At 37.4% G+C, this 21,371-nt stretch carries 21 protein-coding genes; 2 read left to right on the plus strand and 19 right to left on the minus strand.

Annotated elements, in window-relative coordinates:
- Positions 1–2 precede the first annotated feature (2 nt).
- The 3 genes from hisD to B3D98_RS01285 are packed head-to-tail and all read right to left on the minus strand — an operon-like array spanning position 3 to position 3,120.
- On the minus strand, positions 3–1,277 hold the full coding sequence (gene hisD / locus B3D98_RS01275; RefSeq protein WP_103118787.1) for a histidinol dehydrogenase: 1,275 nt from the start codon (positions 1,275–1,277) through the stop codon (positions 3–5).
- Positions 1,278–1,319: 42 nt separating this feature from the next.
- Positions 1,320–1,955, minus strand: a complete 636-nt coding sequence (gene hisG / locus B3D98_RS01280) for an ATP phosphoribosyltransferase (protein WP_048390844.1) — start codon at positions 1,953–1,955, stop codon at positions 1,320–1,322.
- On the minus strand, positions 1,948–3,120 hold the full coding sequence (locus tag B3D98_RS01285; protein ID WP_048390842.1) for an ATP phosphoribosyltransferase regulatory subunit: 1,173 nt from the start codon (positions 3,118–3,120) through the stop codon (positions 1,948–1,950). Before B3D98_RS01285 ends, hisG begins: the two co-directional genes overlap by 8 nt.
- A 562-nt stretch (positions 3,121–3,682) precedes the next feature.
- Between B3D98_RS01285 and B3D98_RS01290 the strand changes: the two genes are divergently transcribed.
- Positions 3,683–3,886, plus strand: coding sequence for a hypothetical protein (locus B3D98_RS01290; protein WP_048390840.1), 204 nt, complete (start codon positions 3,683–3,685; stop codon positions 3,884–3,886).
- Positions 3,887–3,979: 93 nt separating this feature from the next.
- Here the strand turns inward: B3D98_RS01290 and B3D98_RS01295 are convergent, their stop codons facing one another.
- The 15 genes from B3D98_RS01295 to B3D98_RS01365 all read right to left on the minus strand — a co-directional run bounded on the left by B3D98_RS01295 (position 3,980) and on the right by B3D98_RS01365 (position 18,398).
- On the minus strand, positions 3,980–4,522 hold the full coding sequence (locus B3D98_RS01295) for an acyltransferase (protein WP_048390838.1): 543 nt from the start codon (positions 4,520–4,522) through the stop codon (positions 3,980–3,982).
- Between the two features lie 5 nt (positions 4,523–4,527).
- Positions 4,528–5,169, minus strand: a complete 642-nt coding sequence (gene ppaX, locus B3D98_RS01300) for a pyrophosphatase PpaX (RefSeq protein WP_048390836.1) — start codon at positions 5,167–5,169, stop codon at positions 4,528–4,530.
- Positions 5,170–5,182: 13 nt separating this feature from the next.
- Entirely contained in the window at positions 5,183–6,004 is an 822-nt protein-coding gene (gene lgt / locus B3D98_RS01305; protein WP_004227978.1) for a prolipoprotein diacylglyceryl transferase, read from the minus strand.
- A gap of 43 nt (positions 6,005–6,047) precedes the next feature.
- Positions 6,048–6,983, minus strand: a complete 936-nt coding sequence (hprK, locus tag B3D98_RS01310; protein ID WP_004227974.1) for an HPr(Ser) kinase/phosphatase — start codon at positions 6,981–6,983, stop codon at positions 6,048–6,050.
- A gap of 142 nt (positions 6,984–7,125) precedes the next feature.
- Positions 7,126–7,449, minus strand: coding sequence for a cytochrome c551 (cccB, locus tag B3D98_RS01315; protein ID WP_048390832.1), 324 nt, complete (start codon positions 7,447–7,449; stop codon positions 7,126–7,128).
- A 48-nt stretch (positions 7,450–7,497) separates the two neighbouring features.
- Positions 7,498–8,340, minus strand: a complete 843-nt coding sequence (locus B3D98_RS01320) for a YitT family protein (protein ID WP_004227970.1) — start codon at positions 8,338–8,340, stop codon at positions 7,498–7,500.
- Between the two features lie 163 nt (positions 8,341–8,503).
- Positions 8,504–9,781, minus strand: a complete 1,278-nt coding sequence (locus B3D98_RS01325) for an EAL and HDOD domain-containing protein (RefSeq protein WP_288579846.1) — start codon at positions 9,779–9,781, stop codon at positions 8,504–8,506.
- 117 nt (positions 9,782–9,898) lie between these two features.
- Positions 9,899–10,546, minus strand: a complete 648-nt coding sequence (locus B3D98_RS01330) for a VTT domain-containing protein (protein WP_048390828.1) — start codon at positions 10,544–10,546, stop codon at positions 9,899–9,901.
- A gap of 249 nt (positions 10,547–10,795) precedes the next feature.
- On the minus strand, positions 10,796–12,343 hold the full coding sequence (locus B3D98_RS01335) for a fatty acid--CoA ligase family protein (RefSeq protein ID WP_103118789.1): 1,548 nt from the start codon (positions 12,341–12,343) through the stop codon (positions 10,796–10,798).
- Positions 12,344–12,485: 142 nt separating this feature from the next.
- Entirely contained in the window at positions 12,486–14,420 is a 1,935-nt protein-coding gene (locus B3D98_RS01340) for an FtsX-like permease family protein (RefSeq protein WP_066037085.1), read from the minus strand.
- Complete coding sequence (locus tag B3D98_RS01345; protein ID WP_004230460.1) at positions 14,392–15,168, minus strand: ABC transporter ATP-binding protein; 777 nt, start codon at positions 15,166–15,168, stop codon at positions 14,392–14,394. The genes B3D98_RS01340 and B3D98_RS01345 overlap by 29 nt, the downstream gene beginning before the upstream one ends.
- A 12-nt stretch (positions 15,169–15,180) precedes the next feature.
- A complete protein-coding gene (locus B3D98_RS01350) occupies positions 15,181–15,606 on the minus strand; it encodes a hypothetical protein (protein WP_048390821.1) in 426 nt (141 codons plus the stop codon).
- 11 nt (positions 15,607–15,617) lie between these two features.
- The gene (locus B3D98_RS01355) at positions 15,618–16,601 is read right to left on the minus strand and encodes a sensor histidine kinase (RefSeq protein ID WP_048390819.1); all 984 of its coding nucleotides are present in this window, start codon (positions 16,599–16,601) and stop codon (positions 15,618–15,620) included.
- Entirely contained in the window at positions 16,601–17,305 is a 705-nt protein-coding gene (locus B3D98_RS01360; protein ID WP_004230457.1) for a response regulator transcription factor, read from the minus strand. Before B3D98_RS01360 ends, B3D98_RS01355 begins: the two co-directional genes overlap by 1 nt.
- 100 nt (positions 17,306–17,405) lie before the next feature.
- On the minus strand, positions 17,406–18,398 hold the full coding sequence (locus tag B3D98_RS01365; RefSeq protein WP_048390817.1) for a lipoate--protein ligase: 993 nt from the start codon (positions 18,396–18,398) through the stop codon (positions 17,406–17,408).
- 144 nt (positions 18,399–18,542) lie between these two features.
- On the opposite strand from B3D98_RS01365, the gene yhfH reads away from it, so the two are divergent.
- Positions 18,543–18,668: a protein YhfH gene (gene yhfH / locus B3D98_RS01370; RefSeq protein WP_004230455.1), complete on the plus strand. Its 126-nt coding sequence runs from the start codon at positions 18,543–18,545 to the stop codon at positions 18,666–18,668.
- Between the two features lie 399 nt (positions 18,669–19,067).
- Here the strand turns inward: yhfH and B3D98_RS01375 are convergent, their stop codons facing one another.
- On the minus strand, positions 19,068–21,257 hold the full coding sequence (locus tag B3D98_RS01375; RefSeq protein ID WP_115673010.1) for a YhgE/Pip domain-containing protein: 2,190 nt from the start codon (positions 21,255–21,257) through the stop codon (positions 19,068–19,070).
- Positions 21,258–21,371: the final 114 nt, after the last annotated feature.

Consider the following 21,371-nt stretch of genomic DNA (forward strand, 5'->3'; position numbering starts at 1 on the left):
TCCTATTCCTTCTCCCATCCACGTGATTCCACTGCACGAGCATGGCCCTCTAAGCCTTCCATACGCGCTAAACGTGCAATTTTTGGTGCGTTGTCTCTCCAGGTTTTTTCACTATAGTAAACAATACTTGATTTTTTCACAAAATCATCAACATTTAAGCCACTTGCAAAACGAGCCGTACTATTAGTTGGAAGTACATGATTGGTCCCTGCAAAATAATCACCAACTGGCTCAGAACTATACCGACCTATAAAAATACCACCAGCATGTCTTATTTGCTCAACTAACGCCTCCGCATTTTCCATCACAATTTCTAAATGCTCCGGTGCTAATGAATTAATGGCTTCCACTGCATCTGCCAATGTTTCAGCTACATAAATCACCCCAAATTTCTCTATGGAAGCACGAGCTACTTCTTGACGCGGTAAGTTCAGCAGCTGCTTCTCTACTTCCTCAGCCACTTTTTTGGCTAATTGCTCTGAGGTTGTGACAAGAATTGCACAAGCTAGTGGATCATGCTCTGCTTGAGATAAAAGGTCTGCAGCAATTTCATCAGGATAGGCTGTGTCATCAGCCAGCACAGCAATTTCACTCGGTCCCGCAATCATATCAATGGCTACTTCTCCAAATACCTCTCGTTTGGCAAGTGCCACATAAATATTTCCTGGACCTGTTATTTTATCGACTGGGGGAATTGTTTCCGTGCCATAGGCAAGTGCAGCTATTGCTTGTGCCCCACCAACTTTATAAATCTCATCAATCCCTAAAAGGTGAGCCGCCACAAGTACACCTGCTGGTAGTTTCCCATTTGGCCCTGCAGGTGAAGTAATAACAATACGTTTCACCCCTGCAACCTGCGCTGGTATTACATTCATCAAGACTGATGAAGGGTAGGCTGCTGTACCCCCTGGAACATATAGTCCTACTGCATCTAAAGCTGTTACCCGTTGGCCTAACCAAGAACCATCTCCCAGTTCTAGGTGATACCCTGAACGTATCTGTTGTTCATGATAAAAACGAATATTTTCTGCTGCTTCCGCTAAGTCCTTATATAGTTGAGGATCGAGTTCACTTACTGCTTCTTGTATTTCTTCTTCAGAGACACGTAAATTTTTAGGGACATAGCCATCCCATCGCTCAGTATAGGTGCGTAAAGCCGCATCTCCCTGTGTCTTAACATCCGAAAGCACTTGTCGTACAACTTTTATTTGTTCTTCATTTCCTCCTTCAAGTGGTCTTTTTAAGGAAATGCCTTTTTCAAGCTTTGTTATTTTCATAGGATTAATCCCCTTTAGTCCTTCATATGTAGCTACAAATGATTACTTTTTCTGCTCATTTACACATTTCTTTAACCGCCTCACAAGATCAATAATACGCTCACCTTTCATACGATAACTTACAGGGTTTGCAATTAATCGAGAAGAGACAGCAGTAATAAATTCATATTCTACTAAGCCGTTCTCTTTTAATGTACGACCTGTAGAAACAATATCGACAATTCGATCAGCTAAGCCAATCATTGGTGCTAATTCAATAGAACCGTTGAGCTCGATAATTTCCACTTGCTCTCCAATGCCTTTGTAGTACTTCATGGCAATATTCGGATATTTCGTAGCAATTCTAGGCGCAATCTCATTCATGGAGGTGTTTGGTAGGCCTGCAGAAGCGATATAGCAATTACTAATTTTCAAATCAAGTAATTCGTGCACTTCTCGCTGTTGCTCTAACAAAACATCCTTACCAGCAATACCAATATCAGCAACACCATGTTCAACATAGACAGGAACATCCATTGGCTTTGATAAAATAAAGCGAATTTTTTCCTCTGGTATTTCAATCATTAATTTACGTGACATTTCTACTTCTTCTGGTAAATTAAAACCTGCCTCTAACAACATTTGATATGCCTCTTCAAAGATTCTTCCTTTGGGCATTGCAATCGTTAATTCATTCACCGCCAACTTCCTCCTGTCCAACTACCACCACTTCTGTAAAGTATGCTAAAAAGGCCGCCTCATCGACTAGACTACTACGTAACTGCAAAGTAGCTAATTTTCCTGCTGCTCGTAAATTTTTAACCTTTAGTAAAGCTTCCTCAAATTGTTCTTCTTCAAAAAGAACAACTGTTGCTTCCTGTCGTTTCACTGATTGCCCGTTTAATGTTTCTAATAAACGATCCACACGAATACTAAATCCTGTAGCACCAACCTTTGAACCAAAAACTTCTAACAAGCCATCATAACGACCACCATTTCCTAATAAAAAGCCACTTCCCACAGCAAATACTTCAAATAGCATACCCGTGTAATAACTCATATGACTCGAAAGTGTGAAATCGAAAGCTACATAATCAGCTAAATCAGCCATTTCAAGTAGTTGAGCAAGTTGTTGCATATATTCTAATGCATCATTTTTGCGGACATATTTTTCAATATCTCGTATATCTCTGACATTCATGGCTTCTTCAATAAATTGTAAGAGGGCATCGGATTTAGCTTTAGGCAGATCAAATGACTCTACTGCTTCTTCAAACCCTACGTAATTTCGTTGGACAAGCAATGTTCTAAGCGTTGTTTGCTGTTCGATACTCTCTGTGTAATCTTGTAAAATGCAATTTAATATACCAGCATGTCCAATTGTGATTTTAAACTCTTCCAATTTAAAATGCTTTAATAGCTCCATTGCCGTTACAATGACTTCTGCATCGGCAAAAACTGATTGATCACCTATTAACTCAATCCCCATTTGATCAAACTCAGCAGGCCTGCCTCCCTCTGCTTCCTGAGCCCGAAAAACGCTTGCAAAATAGGCAAGACGTAGTGGGATCATTTCCTTTAATAGTTTCGATGTAGCTACTCGAGCAATCGGTGTAGTCATGTCAGGTCGCAGCACTAACGTATTTCCTTGGCTATCCACTAGCTTAAATAAATGAGCATCAGCAATCGCTGAAGCCTTCCCTACTGTATCGAAATACTCCACCGCAGGCGTTTTAATAAACTCATAACCTCTTTTATATAAAAAGTCTCTGCCCGCATGTCTAACTGCTTCAACTTTCTCATAGATTTGCGGGAATGTATCGCGCATTCCAAGTGGCTTTTCAAACATTTTTATCGACGACATATGGACACTTCCTCACATTTCACTTTAATTCACTAGAGTATTAGAGAATTAGATTATGAAAGAATTTTAACTTATTTCATTAATACAGTCAACGATATCCTTATTAATTATCGAAATCTTTAAATACTTATTATTCTGTTAATTATACACATTGAATTGCAAAGACTTCCAAAAAAAGCATGACTCATTTTACTTATAATTTGACAAAATACTTTAGTGACAATGAGAATATGTCTAAATTGTGACAAACCAATTTTTAATCACTTTAAGTATTCGCTAAAAATTGATAATGATTCTCTCTTAACAAATCATTGATAAAAATAAAGAGTTTTCAATAGAGTATTCTCAATATCGAAATCCAATAATTATATCTATATAATTATTTTTAGCCAATCACTTAAAATGATTCTCAATCTCATTATCATCAATAATACTTTTATATCAATACATTTATTGATTATTACTCTCATTCTATTTTACTTTTTACATTTCAAAAAACTTAATATAGAATAGCATTAATAACAAAAAGAACCACATACACTACGCATTGGAGGGATTTATTATGGCATGTCCATTCGTACAAATTAGTGAGCAAATGATCGTTAGTATTTGTAAAGGCGAGTTTTATCCTGGTGACAAGGTAACACTTCACACAATTGAAGACATTGATGGGACTGCAATTAAATCAACTTTTGTTGAAACAACTTGCTTAGGTGATCATGACACTTGTGAATTCAAATCAGATTATGACGCAGCTCATGCTTAAACAGTAAAAGCTACTCCAAAAACTAGTGTTTTTGGGAGTAGCTTTTTATGCAAAAAACTCACGAAGTATATCACTATACTACGTGAGTTTTTATTATTTCTTTGGTGTACACCACTCTACAGCCTCATTACGTTTGCGCTCAGCCATTTGTTCAGCAGTATATATTATTCGCATTGGATTACCCCCTGCTAAACAGCCTGCTGGCACATCCTTATGTACAAGAGTGGCAGCTGAAACAATGGCACCATCACCAATTGTTACACCTGGTAAAATAGTTGTATTTGCCCCTATCATTACTTCTTTTCCGATATGAACATCACCTAAGCGATATTCCTCTATTAAATATTCATGCGCTAAAATGGTAGTATTAAAACCAATCACAGTATTGTCTCCAATGAAAATACGTTCAGGAAACATGGTATCTGGCATGACCATTAAGGCTAATGACGTTTGCTTACCAATAGTCATGTTTAAAAAAGTACGATATAGCCAGTTTTTCACACGTAAAAATGGTGTGAAGCGTCCAACTTGAATGACAATGAAACACTTCATCACCTTCCAAAAGGACACCGTGTCATATATATTCCAAAGTGAATTGGCTCCTTCGACACGGTAACGTTCTGTCTTACGCGCCATCTACCTTACCCCTCTTTCACAATATCAAATAAATCTGACATATGCTGCAACATATATTCTGGTTGATACTGCTGTAAGTAAGCCTCTCCCTTAATTGCCCAAGCAACACCCGCTGCTCTTACACCAGCACGATGTCCAGCTTCAATATCGTGCGAATTATCACCAATCATAATCGCATAGTCTTTTTCTATCCCTAATCGTTCCAACGCAAGCAATACTGGCTCTGGATCAGGCTTCACATTGTTCACATCATCTGTACCAATACGCACATCAAATAGATGCGTTGCACCAAGAATAGCAAGTCCACGATCGATGGTCTCATTACGTTTCGTCGAAACAATAGCCAATTTTATACCTTGAGCTTTTAACTGCTCTAGAGTTGACACAACATCAGGATATTGGCTGACTAGGTCATCATGGTGTGCAATATTCCAAGCGCGATACATCTCTATCAAATCGTCTTCTTCACCTGGTGCAATGTCATTAAATGTCTGTTTCAATGATGGACCAATGAATTTCAGGCAATCTTTTGGCGAATATTGCCCGGGAAATCGCTCATTTAATACATGCATAAATGTTTGAATGATTAAATCATTTGTATTTAGTAAAGTCCCATCGAAATCAAATAGTAGTGCCTTAACAGCCATCTTTTACAACCCCTTATTTATTATCCAAGTATTTTACGGCTGGTTTCACCTTTATTCTACGATAAATAATTGCACCTAGACCAACTACAATACCGATAATGGATACAACCTGTGCTGAACGTAAATCTCCCACTAAGTAAAGGCTATCTGTGCGCATTCCTTCGATATAGAAACGACCAATTGAATACCAAATTAAATAGCTAAAGAATATTTCTCCACGATGTAAGTTCACTTTACGCAAAACTAATAGAATAATAAGCCCAATTAGGTTCCAAATCGATTCATATAAAAAAGTGGGATGAACATATGAACCTAATTCTTCAATATACATTTGATTAATAATCCAGTCTGGTAGCATTAGGTTTTCTAAAAATGCTTTCGATACCTCGCCACCATAGGCCTCTTGGTTCATAAAGTTGCCCCATCGACCAATAATCTGGCCGATTAAAATACTAGGTGCTGCAATATCTGCTACTCGTAAAAAGCTTACATTTTTTATACGAGTATATATGTAAGCTGTGACAAATGCCCCGATGAGTGCACCATGGATGGCAATACCACCATTCCATATCTCTATGATTTTGCCTGGATTTTCGCTATAGTAATCCCATCGCATTGACACATAGTAAATACGTGCACAGATAATGGATATAGGAACTGCCCATAATAATAAATCTGCAAGAAAGTCTTCAGGCAGACCTCGCTTAACGGCCTCTCTTTGCCCAACAACATAAGCTAAAATGATTCCCGACACAATCAGCAATCCATACCAACGAACTGGAATTGGTCCTAAATGAAAGGCAATCGGGTCAATTTGCAATAGTAATAAATCCATCTTCTACTCCTCTCAATATGTCATGAACAATGTTGTTCGCTTTTTAATCGTCTAACACATCATTTGATGAAATCACTTCATCTAAACGTCTTGAAAATTCCTCTGCCGCATTGACGCCCATTTTCTTTAAACGATAGTTCATCGCTGCCACTTCAATAATAACGGAGACATTGCGTCCAGGTCTTACTGGAATTGTTAGTTTTGTTAGTTCCGTGTCAATTATTTTCATTTTTTCTTCTTCTAAGCCCAATCGATCATAAACTTTTTGTGGATCCCATATTTCGAGCTCAATGATGAGGGTAATACGTTTATAGGGGCGTACTGCACTTGCACCAAAGAGTGTCATAATGTCAATAATGCCGATGCCTCGTATTTCCAATAAGTGCTCTAACAAAGGTGGAGGGCTTCCAATTAATAGGTTTTCTGATTCTTGACGAATTTCAACACAATCATCAGCAACTAAACGATGACCCTTTTTTACAAGCTCAAGTGCTGTTTCACTTTTACCTACGCCGCTTTTACCGATTATAAGCACTCCAATGCCATACACATCGACAAGTACACCATGTGCTGCTGTCATTGGAGCTAAGCGCCCCTCTAAGTAGTTCGTCAATCTACTCGAAAATTTGGTTGTTGTCATATGTGTTTTAAACACAGGTACATGCTTTTCGTTTGAGGCCTGAATAAGCTCCTCTGGTACTTCTAAATCTCTAGAAATAATAATAGCAGGTGTATCCTGTGAACAAAGTAAACGCATACGCTCAAGCTTAACATCCGCTGGGAGCATTTCAAAAAAGGAAAGTTCAGTCTTGCCAAGCAATTGTACACGATTTGCTGGATAATGAGTAAAGTATCCTGCCATCTCAAGCCCTGGTCTTGAGATATCACTTGTCACAATTGTCCTGCCTATTCCTTCTTCACCAGCTAATAACTCTAATTTAAATTTCTCCATAACATCTCTTGTTAATACTACGACCAATGAAAAAGCCTCCAATCAATGGATAAGGTTCATCTTATTTTAGCATGTCTATGTGTAAAAGAAATGTATTTACTCTCAATACAGCGTTTACTTGCACTAAAAAAACTAGCGGCTCTCCAGCCCGCTAGTTTTTAAAAAGCAATTATTTTTGAGTTGCTAACCATTTAGCAACAGCTTCAGCATCTGCACCTTTTACTAATCCTGCAGGCATGCCGTTTTTACCATTATTTATAATATCTAAAATTTCTGATTCAGACAAACGTGAACCTACATCATTTAATGCTGGACCATTTGCACCTTGTAGCTCGCCACCATGACAAGTAACACAAGATTTCATCGCTATTGCTTCGCCATCTGGCTCTGTAGCAGTCTCATTACCATTATTTGATGCAGTTTTATCTCCGCCGCCACATGCTGCTAAGAAGATTGCTGATCCGAACACTAATGTTAACATTGCTTTTTTCATTAGTACCCCTCCTCATAATAAATACCTTACGCCGCCATTATACCAAAATTATGCACGTTTGAAACCTTCTCCTAATACCTCATATGCATCAGAAACGATAACAAACGCTGATGGGTCAACGCTTTTAATGAGTTGTTTCAGCTTTGTGAATTCTGTTTGATAAACAACAACCATCAGAACTGGTCGTGCTTCTCCTGTATACCCTCCAATTGCTGGTAACTTCGTTACACCACGATTAATTTCAGCATAAATGGCTTCCCTTACCTCATCTTGTTTCAATGTAATGATATAGACCATTTTAGACTGACTAAAACCTAGCTGAATAATATCAATCGTTTTTGTGGTAACATAAAGTCCAATCAGAGCATACAAACCTTTTTCTAAGTCAAAAACAATTGCTGCACTAATTGCGATAACGCCATCTATTAACAGCACACTTGTTCCAAGCGACAATCCTGTAAACTTCGTAATGATTTGCGCCAGTAAATCAGTGCCACCAGTTGAAGCATTCCCCTTAAAGACCAGTCCTATTCCTAGGCCAACAACAATTCCACCAAAAAGAGCACCCAATAAAGGATTATCAGTCCACGGCTCCCAGCTATTTGTTAATAAGACGATAAAAGGTAATGTAATTGTCCCAATAAAGGATTTTATTCCAAATTTTTTGCCCAATAATAAAACACCAGCAATAAAAAGCGGAATGTTAAATGCATACTGAACAATTCCCGGATTCCAACCAAATAAACCATGCAAAATCGTACTTATTCCACTTACCCCACCTGAAGCGACTTGATTTGGTAATAAAAAGACATTAAAACCAATAGCAATTATTGCCGCTCCTACAATGACATACACATACTCCACAATGCTATCTCTCACATCATGTTTCATTTCCCCACGCCCACTTCAACTATCAGAATTTTTTAAAGACGAGATGATTATAGCAAATACTTTTAGCATTGAGAACTTCATCATGATGAAGGGATACTAGATTGAGGAAGGTATAAAATAAGCTATCTTACAGTATTCAATAAGATAGCTTTGTTGATTTGGTTTAAAATGATTTTTCTGCCCATTCGATGGCTTCATAATATAAAAGATCAATGTCAACTAACTGAATATTCAACTGTACAGCTAGCTCTTCTAATCGTGGCCAATCAAGTTTACTTAACGCAATACTAAACTCCAAATATGGGGTCATTTCCGTTTCAAAGCCTAAAATGGTATTCGTAATAGCCTCTGAGAATGGTAGCTGCTGTAAAATAACATTCATCGGTCTTTGAAGTAATGTATCAATTAGAGAAAACATGCCGACTAAAAAATATTCTGAGAAATTCTTTTTATAAGCAAGCTTAGCTAGTTTTTCACAAACCTTAGCTCGGAATAAAGACGTACACATCACTTCTTTAAAAAGATCAGAATCAGCATCAATATCAATTTCACGCATGGCCAATAAATAAATCCATTTTCGTAAATTGGATACGCCCAATAACACAATCGCTTGCTTGATGGAGCGCACTTTTGATTTAGAACGTTTAGATGAGTTATTAATCATTTGCAATAATTTGTATGTCAATGAAATATCACGTTCAATATTTTCCGCTAACAAATGAATATTTGGTTCTTCCTCTTTTAGTAAAGAGATAATGTGAATATATTGAATCGCATTTGCTGGAATGTCTGTTGCTCGTATTATTTGCGGTTGTTCAAAAAAATAACCTTGAAATAACACATAGCCTGAGGATTTAGCGACTTCAAATTGATGACGCGTCTCTACCTTTTCAGCGAGCAAATGAATATGTGGAAATTTCTCCTTAACTTTATTTTCGATTTCCATTCTTTTTACGATGGAAGAAGCTAAAAAATCCACCTTAATATAATCAATTTGTTCAAATAATTCATCATAAACTTCCACCTGATCATCCATCATAAAATCATCCAAGGCAATTTGAAACCCCTGTTTTTTTAGCTCAATTACACGCTCCACTAATTGAGAGGTAAGTGGAACATCCTCTAATATCTCAATCACTACCTGTGAGGGATTTAAAAATTCATGTATAGAGCTCATCAATAAGTTTTCAGTAAAATTAACAAAGCCAGGCTTACCTTTCGTTACCTCTTCAAAACCAATTGAAAGAAATGAGTTCACAAGTACATCAATCGTTGCTGCATCTGAATCGACCATTGGAAAGGCATTTACATTTTTGCTACGGTATAACAATTCATATGCAACGACTTGCTCATGAAGATTAAATATAGGCTGTCTGCCAATGAATACTTCCATTCCATTGTCCCCCATTTCTCCATTTTCTAGTAATTTATAGTATAACATTTTTTACGACCTGATGCTTATACTTCAAGCTAACTTAACATGCCAACTTGGCTTTTTCAGCAAATAATAAAGAAAGGACAGTCCCTGTGATGATGAATCACTTAAGGACTGTCCATATTATTTACCCACTTTGGATTTAATTGCACCGATCACTGCAGGCACAACTGATATAAAGATAATCAAAATCAGTACAACAGAGAAGTTATCTTTAATAATTGGAATATTCCCAAAGAAGTAACCTAATAACGTACAACTGAATACCCATAAAATTGCACCAAAAATATTATAAAATAAGAAATAACTATATTTCATTTTACTTGCACCCGCCACAAACGGGATAAATGTACGAATAAATGGCATGAAACGTGCGATTACGATCGTTTTCCCACCATGTGTATTAAAGAATTTTTCAGCTGCTTCCATACGCTCTTTCTTAACAACTCTACCGAGGAGGCTCTTTGGCGGAATAGATGTCCCTACCTTATGTCCAATATGATAGTTCATCGTATCTCCCAAAATAGCTGCTGCTAAAAATACAGGGATTAAAATCCACATATCGAATGCGCCCATTGCCGCAGCTAATGTTCCACTTGCAAATAACAAGGAATCACCAGGTAAGAATGGGAAAATAACAACCCCTGTTTCTACAAAAACAATCGCAAATAAAATAAGATAGCTCCAATTGCCAAAATCACGAATAATTTCTTCTAAATGCACATCGATATGCACAATAAAACTTATTAACTCCTTAATGAGTTCTAACATGTTTTTGTATGCTCTCTTTCAATAGTATTTTTACCTAAAAGCTTTGACGTGGCTTCACCTCAAAGGGTTCCAGTTTTGTACGTCTTTTTACATTACTTCCTCACTATATGACAAGCTCTTGAAAAGTATGTAGAAGATTTCACAAGTTTGATTTTATCACTTACAGACATCTACTCTCAACTGATTTTACTATTATACGAATAATGTACAAAAAAAGAGCTACCATTTTTCAATAGTAGCTTTTCTCGTTTAAACTTTTTCTTTTAATGAGCGTCTTAGTATTTTTCCTGTTGTGTTTTTTGGTAGTTCATCCAGTATTTCAATTACTTTCGGAACCTTATACTTCACCATATGTTTAGCACAATAGGATAGTAGATCGTCTGTTGTAGTAGCAGCCACTTCTTTCAACACAACGTAGGCATGTACAGCTTCCCCTAAGTTAGGGTCTGGGAAGCCTACCACCGCTGCCTCTACAATATTATTATGGGCAAACAGCACTTCCTCCACTTCCCGAGGATAAACATTAAAGCCCCCTACAATAATCATATCCTTTTTACGATCGACAATGTAAAAATACCCTTCTTCATCTACCTTTGCTAAATCTCCTGTATAGAGCCAGCCGTCACGAATCGCCATCGCCGTTTCTTCAGGCATTTTATAGTATCCCTTCATCACATTTGGACCACGTACAATTAGCTCTCCAACTTCGCCCACAGGTACTTCCTGACCATTAACATCAACAACTCTATTCTCGACATTGCTAATGGATGTTCCAATAGAGCCAGCTTTACGATCACGATCTAATGGGTTAAAACATGTCACGGGTGAAGCTTCGGATAAGCCATAGCCCTCTGACACACGCACATTAAATTTCTGTTCGAAATTATGTAGTAGCGCAACAGGCAAGGAGGCACCACCTGAAATAGCTAAACGAATTGTCGAGAAATCTTCAGGATTGCCCTCAGGTAATTGGTACAAGAAATTATACATAGTAGGAACACCAGCAAATACCGTTGCTTTTTGCTCTCGTGCTAAAGCAAAAATTTCGCTAGGGCTAAAGCGTGGTGCAAGTAAAACTGTTGCCCCACTTAATAAAGGCGCATTCACCACTACCGTTAAGGCAAATACATGGAATACAGGTAGTGTCGCAATAACACGGTCCTCTGCATTAATGCCTAAATAATGCGCAACATCACGTGCATTTGAGTACACATTGCCATGTGTCAGCATGGCTCCCTTTGGACTACCTGTAGTTCCTGAAGTATATAAAATAATAGCATTGTCATCCTCTGCAACTTCAACAGGTTGTAAAGATTGAGTGGTTTTGGCGATTACATGTGTAAATAAATGTGTTTTTTCTTGTGCTTGTGGTGATAAAGCTGCCACTTTTTCCGCTATATCTGGTGTGGTTTCACAAACTATAAATGTTTTTACCTGTGGAAATGCTTGTACACCTTTTTCAACCAATGGCAGCAACATATCCAGAGCAATGACTGCTTTTACATCTCCATTATGCAAAATGTAAGAAATTTCATCCGGTGTATAGATTGGATTAACAGGTATTGCTGTTGCCCCTAAGCGCATTGTTGCATAGAGGGCAATTAAGTAGTGTGGCGTGTTGCCGAGTAAAAACGCCACATGATCCCCTTTTTCAACGCCTAAATCTTGTAATCCCTTTGCAAAGCGGCCAACTGTATGCTCAAATTCCCCGTAAGTCGTATCTTTCCCCATAAAATGATACGCCACTTTTTCAGGTTGTTCTGTTGCCTGTTGACGAACACGTGAAACTAAATTCAATTACACCATCCCCTTATCGTATAAAATGAATCGTTATTCAGTAATATTATATAAGAAATATATCTAAAAAACAATGAGTCTTTTTATCTCATGTCATAAATTACGTTAAATAATTCATTTTTTTCTCTTTTAAACCATTACTTCATGAGCGAATATGGGAGATATAGCGCCATCGAATTAAATAAAAATAAACCACTTGTATTAATACAAAAAAGCCAAAAGCAAAGAATACTTCTTTTACAATCGATATATTCGCAATGTCCCTTAAAATACCTTGAACCATTAGAAAAGCAAAGGCACTATGCATCATCGCAACACCCCAAGGTAAAAAGAATTGGGGAAACAAATGGCGATTAACTAGCTTTTTTAACTCTGTATCTGTTAAACCCATACGTTTTAATACATCAAATTTACGCTTTTCACGTTCGAGGGATGTATGCAATTTAAAATAGATAAAGCTACCAGCTGCAAGTAAAAATACAGTGGCTACTAAAACACCCACTAATGTAAATAATGAGTAGGTAGCTAGTATATAAGAATAATTTAATCCTGCATTTTCAAAGTAAAAAGGGCTAAACTTATCCTTTTTAATAAAATATAAATTGGATTCTAGATGATCGATATCCTTACCAATATCCTTCGTTTCCATCCATTGAGGAATAACAAATGTAAATAGATGATAGCTTGGTTGAATAATGTCTTGATCGGAAATCGGATGAATAAGCTTCGCGAAGTCTTCATCACTAATGACAATCGAATTGACACTGACAATCGAGCCTGGAAACACTATTTTTGGATAGACACTATCAATAGTGAGCGGTATATTGTTTTCTTCTAAAACAGTATGCACAACTCGATCTTTTAATTTTTTTAGGGAATCCTCCGAATAAGGAATGAATACTGCCTCACCTGCTTCCAGATTCAATAATGGATAACTGTAGGAAGAAAGCAGGACATTCATATCGGACTCTCGAAAAACCTCCACTTCATTTCGAGTGAAAGAGGAGGTTTGCTTCACAACAATAAAACGGGATAGCTGATAAGATAAACCTTTCTCCTCTAATTGCAGCCTTAAAGAATTGATATGCTCCCGTTCATATGGATTATCGACATCCCCTTTATAAACCAGCCCGAGTGGATTTAATCGATCATATTGCGTTGTATAGGAGGACATTGTTGCTAAAACACCAACAGATAAAAATGCAAGTGTCGATACCATCGTCACAACGAAAAACATTTTCACGTTATCCATCATTATATGCGTTTGTTCTGCTAGCGATAGTAGACGGTAGCGTTGCCAATGATATTTGCGTTTCCCACGTGCTAAATCTAAAAAACAAGGTACAGAATCACTGAAAAAATAATAGGTGCCAAATGTTGCGGAAAATGGTATTAACAGCGTTAGCCCAATTAGTGATGTATGTCCGACAACAAAAGCGAGAATATACGTCGTTACAATTAAAGCAATACCATAGAAAGCTCGTATTTTGGAATACGTTGTTAAGCTATTTAAATAATCACTGCCTTTTATAAGATCTCGTAATTTTCTCTCTCGTGTAAAATACACACTAATAAAGGAAATGACGAAAAATGCACTTGTGAAAACACCAATCGTTAATAAAAATGGCTCCCATGAAATATAGAGTGGTAAATCTTCTAAATGTAAAATTTCCCGAACAATCATAAAAAAGAATTTTGAAAAGGAGAAACCAAAGACAATACCTACAATAATGGAGCCTGTTCCAATAATCATTGTCTCTAAAAAGACAAGTTTATTCATCTGACGTTTTTCCATTCCCAAGTGCAATAAAATAGCAAATTCATGTGATCTGGCCTCTAAAAAGGCACTCATGGAATAATATAAAAAGAATAATGTAAACAGGACGAGAACAATTTCAGCCCCCACCATCCCAATGAGAGACATCTCCCCTAATATCCCACGTTCAATATCAGGGTGAAACATCAGCATGGAATAGATAAAAAATACAGCCACAGAAAAAAAGCTTGCCATGAAAAAGGCGCCATATATCCGGCTGTTCCGCACGACATTACGGTAAGCGAATTGTCGAAAGGTCACCTACTTGCCCTCCTCCTAGTAAGCTCAAAACATTTAAAATACGTTGGAAAAACATCTGACGGCGGTCATCTCGATAAATTTCATTAAAAAATTCACCATCTTTAATGAATAACACTCGATCACAATAACTTGCTGCAATTGGATCATGCGTGACCATCACGATTGTCGTTTGTTTATCCTGATTCACTTTTGTCAATAGTTCAAGCACATCACGTGAAGAATTTGAATCTAAATTACCTGTAGGTTCGTCCGCTAAAATGAGACTTGGATTATGAATAAGCGCACGACCAATTGCTGTTCTTTGTGCCTGTCCCCCAGATATTTCATTTGGACGTTTATGAAGGAAGGAAGTTAAATCTAGCTTTTCTACAATACTTGCCAGACGCTCCTCCATTACCTCTAGCGGCTGTTGATCTAACGTTAAGGGCAACACGATATTTTCCTCGACCGTCAGCATATGCAAAAGATTGAAATCCTGAAACACAAAGCCAAGCTGTCTTCTTCTAAAATAGGCAAGCTCTGTTGCATTCAACTTATGTGGATTCATTCCATCTAAAATGATTTCTCCACTAGTTGGTTCATCGATGGTCGAAATAATATTCAACAATGTCGTTTTACCGCTTCCTGAGGGCCCCATAACAGCTAAAAACTCGCCTTCTTCCACGTCAAAGCTCAATTGATTTAATGCTCGATGCGTTACTTTACCTTCGTACACTTTTGTCACATCTTTAATTTGTAAAATAGGCATACTTCATTCACCTTATTTCTTCATTAATTCTAAGGATTGAGGTAAAAGCCACTGTAAAACGACCTCAAAACCAATGTGAAAATGAGGCTCTGTTAAAGCCAGTATTGACTCTTCCTCTACTAAACTAAAGCAATGCTCCCCAATAATCACATCCCAAGCATCCATTTCTCCCTCTACGATTTCCCCACATACAGTATAATACCCACTATACATAATCTGTTGACCGTCTACAGGAAAAGCATTCAATAATGTTGGTTGCTGTAAGTTTAACCCAAGGCTCTTTGAAAAATGCAGTAGTTCTTCATCTAACTTTTCATTTGCCAGGATAAAATTTTGATAGGCTAATGGATCTCCCGCTTGCAGATGTGTCATATAAAGCGCATTTGTTTTCTCCTTATCAATCGTTAGTTTCCAATCTTCTATACGTACCTCTACCATCCTAGTGCCCCCTAATTTGTAAATGTTACTGTCACAATCGTCCCTTTTCCTACCTCTGATGTAATAGCCAGCTCATGCCCTAGCTTTTCACAGATTTCTTTGGCTAAATAAAGGCCCATTCCAGTTGATTCACCTGTTTTCCGCCCATTTTCGCCAGTAAAAAAGGCTTTCGTAACACGAGAAAGATCGGAAGCTGGAATCCCAATACCCTCATCACAAATCGCAAGTTGTACATAGTCATCCTTTTCAATGGCAGAAATAACAATTTTTTTATTGGCTTCAAACGTGTATTTCACTGCATTGGTGATAAATTGTCCAAGAATGAAACGAAGCCATTTTGAATCACTGGCAACAATTAGATCGTCGTCAATATGAATTTCCGGGAAAACTCTTTTCGTAATAAATAAACGTTTATTTTCATTAACAGTTGCAGTTACAATACCTTTTAACGCAACCCGCTCTACTTGCATATCATCCTCAAAATTTTCTAGGCGTGCATTAACAAGTACCATGTCCAATCCTCTACGCAAGCGATCGATTTCCTCCTGAACATTTTTTTTATCAAGAGGTCGGTCATCTTGTAATAATAATTCAATCACTGAAATAGGTGTTTTCATTTGATGGACCCACTGGTTCATAAATTGATCATGCCTTTTTTGACTTGCATATAAAGCATGCAGCTCATGTTGATAAAGTCGATACAATTCATGCATATACTTCTCGGTTTGTATAGCTTCTGGCGTTTTTGCATTTTTTTGTAGCACATCCTCCATTGCTGATGGAAGCTGAGTTATCTTCAATAAGTAGCGTTGCCGCATTAAATAGCGGACAAGTAAAAAGGATGCTAATAGCACAAGGCTAATACAAAAGGAATAAATAGCCGTATCAATATTTCGAAAACCGTCGAGTGCATAGATAACCATGATGAAGCCAACTAATAAGAGCTGGAACACAATAAATGATGCATAATCACGTAAAAAAAGTTTCCAGCCCACTATAGCTCACCTGCACTTAATATGAATCGATAGCCTGCACCACGTACCGTTTCGATTGTTGACGATATATGATAATCCGCTAACTTTTTTCGAACTCGGGTCATATTCACATTCAAAGTGTTTTCATCGACAAATGCTTGATCGTCCCAAAGCTCCTCTAACAATTGCTCACGCGAAACTACTTTCGGTGCATTGCCCATCAATAGCTCTAAGATGATACATTCTTTTTTCTGAAGTGGAATTTCTAAATCATTTTTATGTAGCTCCATTCTTTCTAAATGAAGTACAAGCTGTCCTTGCTTGATTGTCCGTTCTTCTTGCCTTGCTGCATATTCACCATATGTACGGCGTAGATGACTACGGATTTTAGCCAACACAATTTCGTAGTTAAAAGGCTTTGTAATAAAATCGTCGCCCCCATTTTCAAGCGCAAAGATTTGGTCCATTTCTCCTGAGCGTGCAGAAATGAAAATTATTGGACATGTTGTATGCTGACGTAGCTGGCGACACCAATAATAGCCATCGTAAGCGGGTAAATTTATATCAAGCAGCACCATATGTGGATTAAATGCTGTAAATTCTTCTATAAGATGATCAAATTCTTGAATTGTTGCAACTTCGTATTGATATTTTCTAAGCGTTTCCGCTAGTAATGATGCAATCTTGACATCATCTTCAACTATGAATATTCGATGCTTTTCCATATCAACACTCCTTTCTTTCTATATTGTATCAAAAAAAGGTTCGACGACATAATTGTCAGCGAACCTTTAGGCTAAAACATTACATGAAACCGTATTTTCCTTAATAAATTAATTGTAAAAAGTCCTCAGTTGAAATTCCACCAAAATATGTAGGGATATCAATGTCTGCTAATGCCTTAGCAATTGCAGCTCTGTCATAGTTTGTCCCAACTAAGCGCTGTTCTATATCAGCCATATCACCGACACCAAAGAAATCTCCAAAAATATGCACTTCTTCCATCACACCATGATTTACTTCTAGGCGAATATCAATGCCTCCTGTTGGGAATCGGTGTGTTTTTTGAATATTAAAGCGAGGTGATTTCCCAAAATTCCACTCCCATGTTTGATAGCGTTCCTCTGATAGCTTGTGGATATTTGCCCAATCATCTTCGGTTAGCTCATAATAACGAATATTTTCTTCCCCGCCAAAAATGGATTTTAAAATTTCAAGACGGAATTCCTCAACTGTCATTTGCTCTTTTAAAAACTCTGAAATGTTTGCTACTCGTGAGCGAATTGATTTAATACCTTTTGATTCGATTTTATCCTTTTTGACCTTTAAGGCTGAGACAACCGCATCGATTTCTGTATCAAACATCAATGTACCATGGCTGAACATACGTCCTTTTGTAGAGAACTGAGCATTTCCTGAAACTTTACGTCCCTCTGCTAGTATATCATTACGTCCTGAGAGCTCTGCATTCACACCCATTTTTGCTAGAGCGTCAACAACTGGTTGCGTGAATTTTTTATAGTTCATAAAGCTATCGCCATCATCATTTGTAATAAAGCTGAAGTTAAGATTGCCTAAATCATGATAAACAGCACCACCACCTGAAAGACGGCGCACAACAATAATGCCATTGTCCTCTACATAGTCTGTATTGATTTCTTCAATCGTATTTTGGTTTTTACCGATGATGATAGACGGTTGATTAATATAGAAAAGGAGCACTGGCTCTTTCTCAACGTCCATTGTTTTTAACAAATACTCCTCAATAGCAAGATTAATACGTGGATCATGGATCCCTTTATTATCAACGAAAATCATAGTTCACGTTTCCTCCTTCACAAAATATCCATATTTATTTTACCGTAAATTAGGCATTTTGTGTTGACGAAAAGCATCTGTTATAATACACTAGAAAATATCAAAACAGTAATAGTACAGATGAACTTAAAGGAGGAGTCCACAATGTTAGAAAACGTAGTTGAATTTTTCAAGAATTTACCTGCTAAGCAATGTACTGAGTGCGGTGAAAAAATGGAAGAACAAAGCGAATGCTACAGCAACACTTGTGAAAAATGTAACCACCTATAAGCATTTGCCTATTCTGATATAGTCATATACGTGCCCCACACGTAGCAATCATGACACCCTTCATCATATTTTGATGAACCCTTAATTAAATCTCTTACACTTACAAAAAACAACAGCTGATACGCTCATATCAGCTGTTGTTTTTATGCTTTTGAAAAAGACAATCACTAGCTGAGAAATACCTTTTGGCAAGGGAAGGGGGATTTCCGTTCTGCCAGCGTCCAGAGGGAGCAGCTCACCTACTTAAAAACAAATGATCGCAATGGAAATCCATACTTTTTTTCATAAAATTTCTATAGATAACTTCGTTTTTATTTATGTCATTTGAGGCTGAAGAATTATTACATAACCCCTATGAACAACAAAGCACTCACCGTACATTAGGTGAGTGCTTCATGATTAGTTTTCTTCAGCTACTTTAGAGTAACGTTTATTGTGCAGTAGCATAAAGTAACCAAATGTGATCGCTAAGAATGCTACTAAGAAGCCAGCTAGAACTCCATAGTTTTGCATTAAGAATGACGTATCACCAGTAGAAATACTTGATTTAAATGCTTGAACTGTATATGTCATCGGTAATAGCTTGTTAAATACTTGTAATGGTGAAGGTATTAATTCTAATGGGAATGTACCTGCACTTGTTGTTAATTGTAAAATTAGTACAACAATTGCCATGAAACGACCAGGGTCACCAAAGATTGAAACAAGCATTTGGATTAAGGCTAAAAATACATAGCTTGTTAATAAGGCTGTTAAGATAAAGTAGCCCATGTTATTCACTTCGAGGCCTAGACCCCATTTAACAATAACTACTGTTAGTAATGTTTGCACTAAACCTACGACTGCTAGTACTGTCACTTTACTTGTAAACCAAGATGCCCCGTTTTTAGGACGAATAGCAGGTTCAACAAGTGGAAACACAATTGAAATTAATAATGCACCTACGAATAAACCTAGAGAAATAAAGTACGGTGCAAAACCTGTACCATAGTTAGGAACATGGTTTACAGACTCTTTTTCAACTTCAACTGGACTACCTACCATATCATACGTGTCTTGATTTGCTTTAACTTCATTTGCTTTTTCACTAGCCTCACCTAATTTACCAGATAAAGTAGCTGTACCATCTGCAAGCTCCGTCGAACCATCTGCAAGTGTTGCAGATCCTTGTGCTAGCTCACCAGATTTTGAAGCAAGTGTTGAAGTACCTTGATTTAATGTTGTTGTACCATTCGCTAATTCATTTAAACCAGATGCTAATGTTTTTGAACCTGTTACAGCTGTATTCACACCTGCATGTAGTTCACCTAATTTTGCAGCTAATGTAGCATTACCTGCTTGTAGACCTTTTGCACCTTCCAATAAAGCATTACTTTTAGCTGATAATGCATTCGCACCAGCTAGCACTTCTGCTTGACCTGCTGCAATTTGAGTTGCCCCAGAGCTTACTTGATTGGCACCAGCTTGTAATTTTTCTGTACCAGCTGATAAGGATGTTAAACCGTTATGCACACTAGCACTACCTGCCTGTAGTTCCGCTAATGTTTGTTTCAACGCTGTTGCTTGCTCTTCAGGCATTGAAGCCATCATCGTTTGTAATTGATTTGATAGAGCTGTAATGCCTGCCTCTACTTTTGCAGATCCCGCTGTTAATTGAGTTGCCGCACCATTCAATGCACCGGCATTCTCAGCAATAGATGCTGCACCTGCACTAATTTGCTGTTGTTTGTCGTTTAAAGTGTTTAAACCAGCACCAACTTTTGCAACACCTTGTGTATATTGTGATAACCCCTGTTCAAGGCTCGTTGCTCCATTTGCAGCTTGCTGTGCACCCTGTTGTAATTGAACAGTACCATCTTGTAGTTTGACTAAACCACTAGATAAGTCATTCGCGCCTTTTGCGGCATCTCCCGCACCTTTTGTTAATTTATCAGTACCATTTGATAGTTCAACTGTGCTCGATGCTAGTTGCTCCAGATATCCTTTTAAATCTTTTGCACCATTCGCTACTTTTTGTGCACCCTCATCTAGCTTATTTGAGCCATCTGCAGCTTCTGTAAAGCCATCTCCAAGTGTTGCAATGGAATCAAATAATTTTTCAGCATAAGTCGCTGATACTTGAGAATTTACTTCAGCGCGTACACGATCCATTGCAGTCTCACCAATTTGAGCACCAAGGAAGTTCAATCCCTCGTTTGGAATGTAGTTCATTACTAATTTTGATGGTTTGTCATCTAATAGTGTTGTTGCATGTTCAGAGAAATTTGTTGGAATTTCTAAAATCATATAATAGTCACGACTATTTAAGCCTTTTTCAGCTTCATCTTTTGAAACTTCTATAAAGTTAAATTGCTCGCTATCTATCAATTTATCGACCAAGGTATCCCCTAAGTCTAATTTAACGCCATCCATCTCAGCACCAGTATCCTCATTAACAACAGCTACTGGAAGATTAGGAAGCCCCGCATAAGGATCCCAAAACGCCCATAAAAACATACCCGCATACATTACTGGAATAAATAATACAGCAATGATTGACACAAGCATTTTTCTTGTTTTAAAGATCTTCAGCCACTCAGCTTTAATCATATAATATCCTCACTCCTAAACTATTTGACCGAAAACGTCATTTGGTCATTTTCATTCAAAAAAAATAATCAACCTCGACAATATTGCAAAAAGAGCACTTGATTCAATACTTAT

Origin of the sequence: Lysinibacillus sp. UBA5994, assembly GCF_002429725.1 — a bacterium.
In the GTDB taxonomy this organism is placed as follows: Bacteria; Bacillota; Bacilli; order Bacillales_A; family Planococcaceae; genus Lysinibacillus; species Lysinibacillus capsici.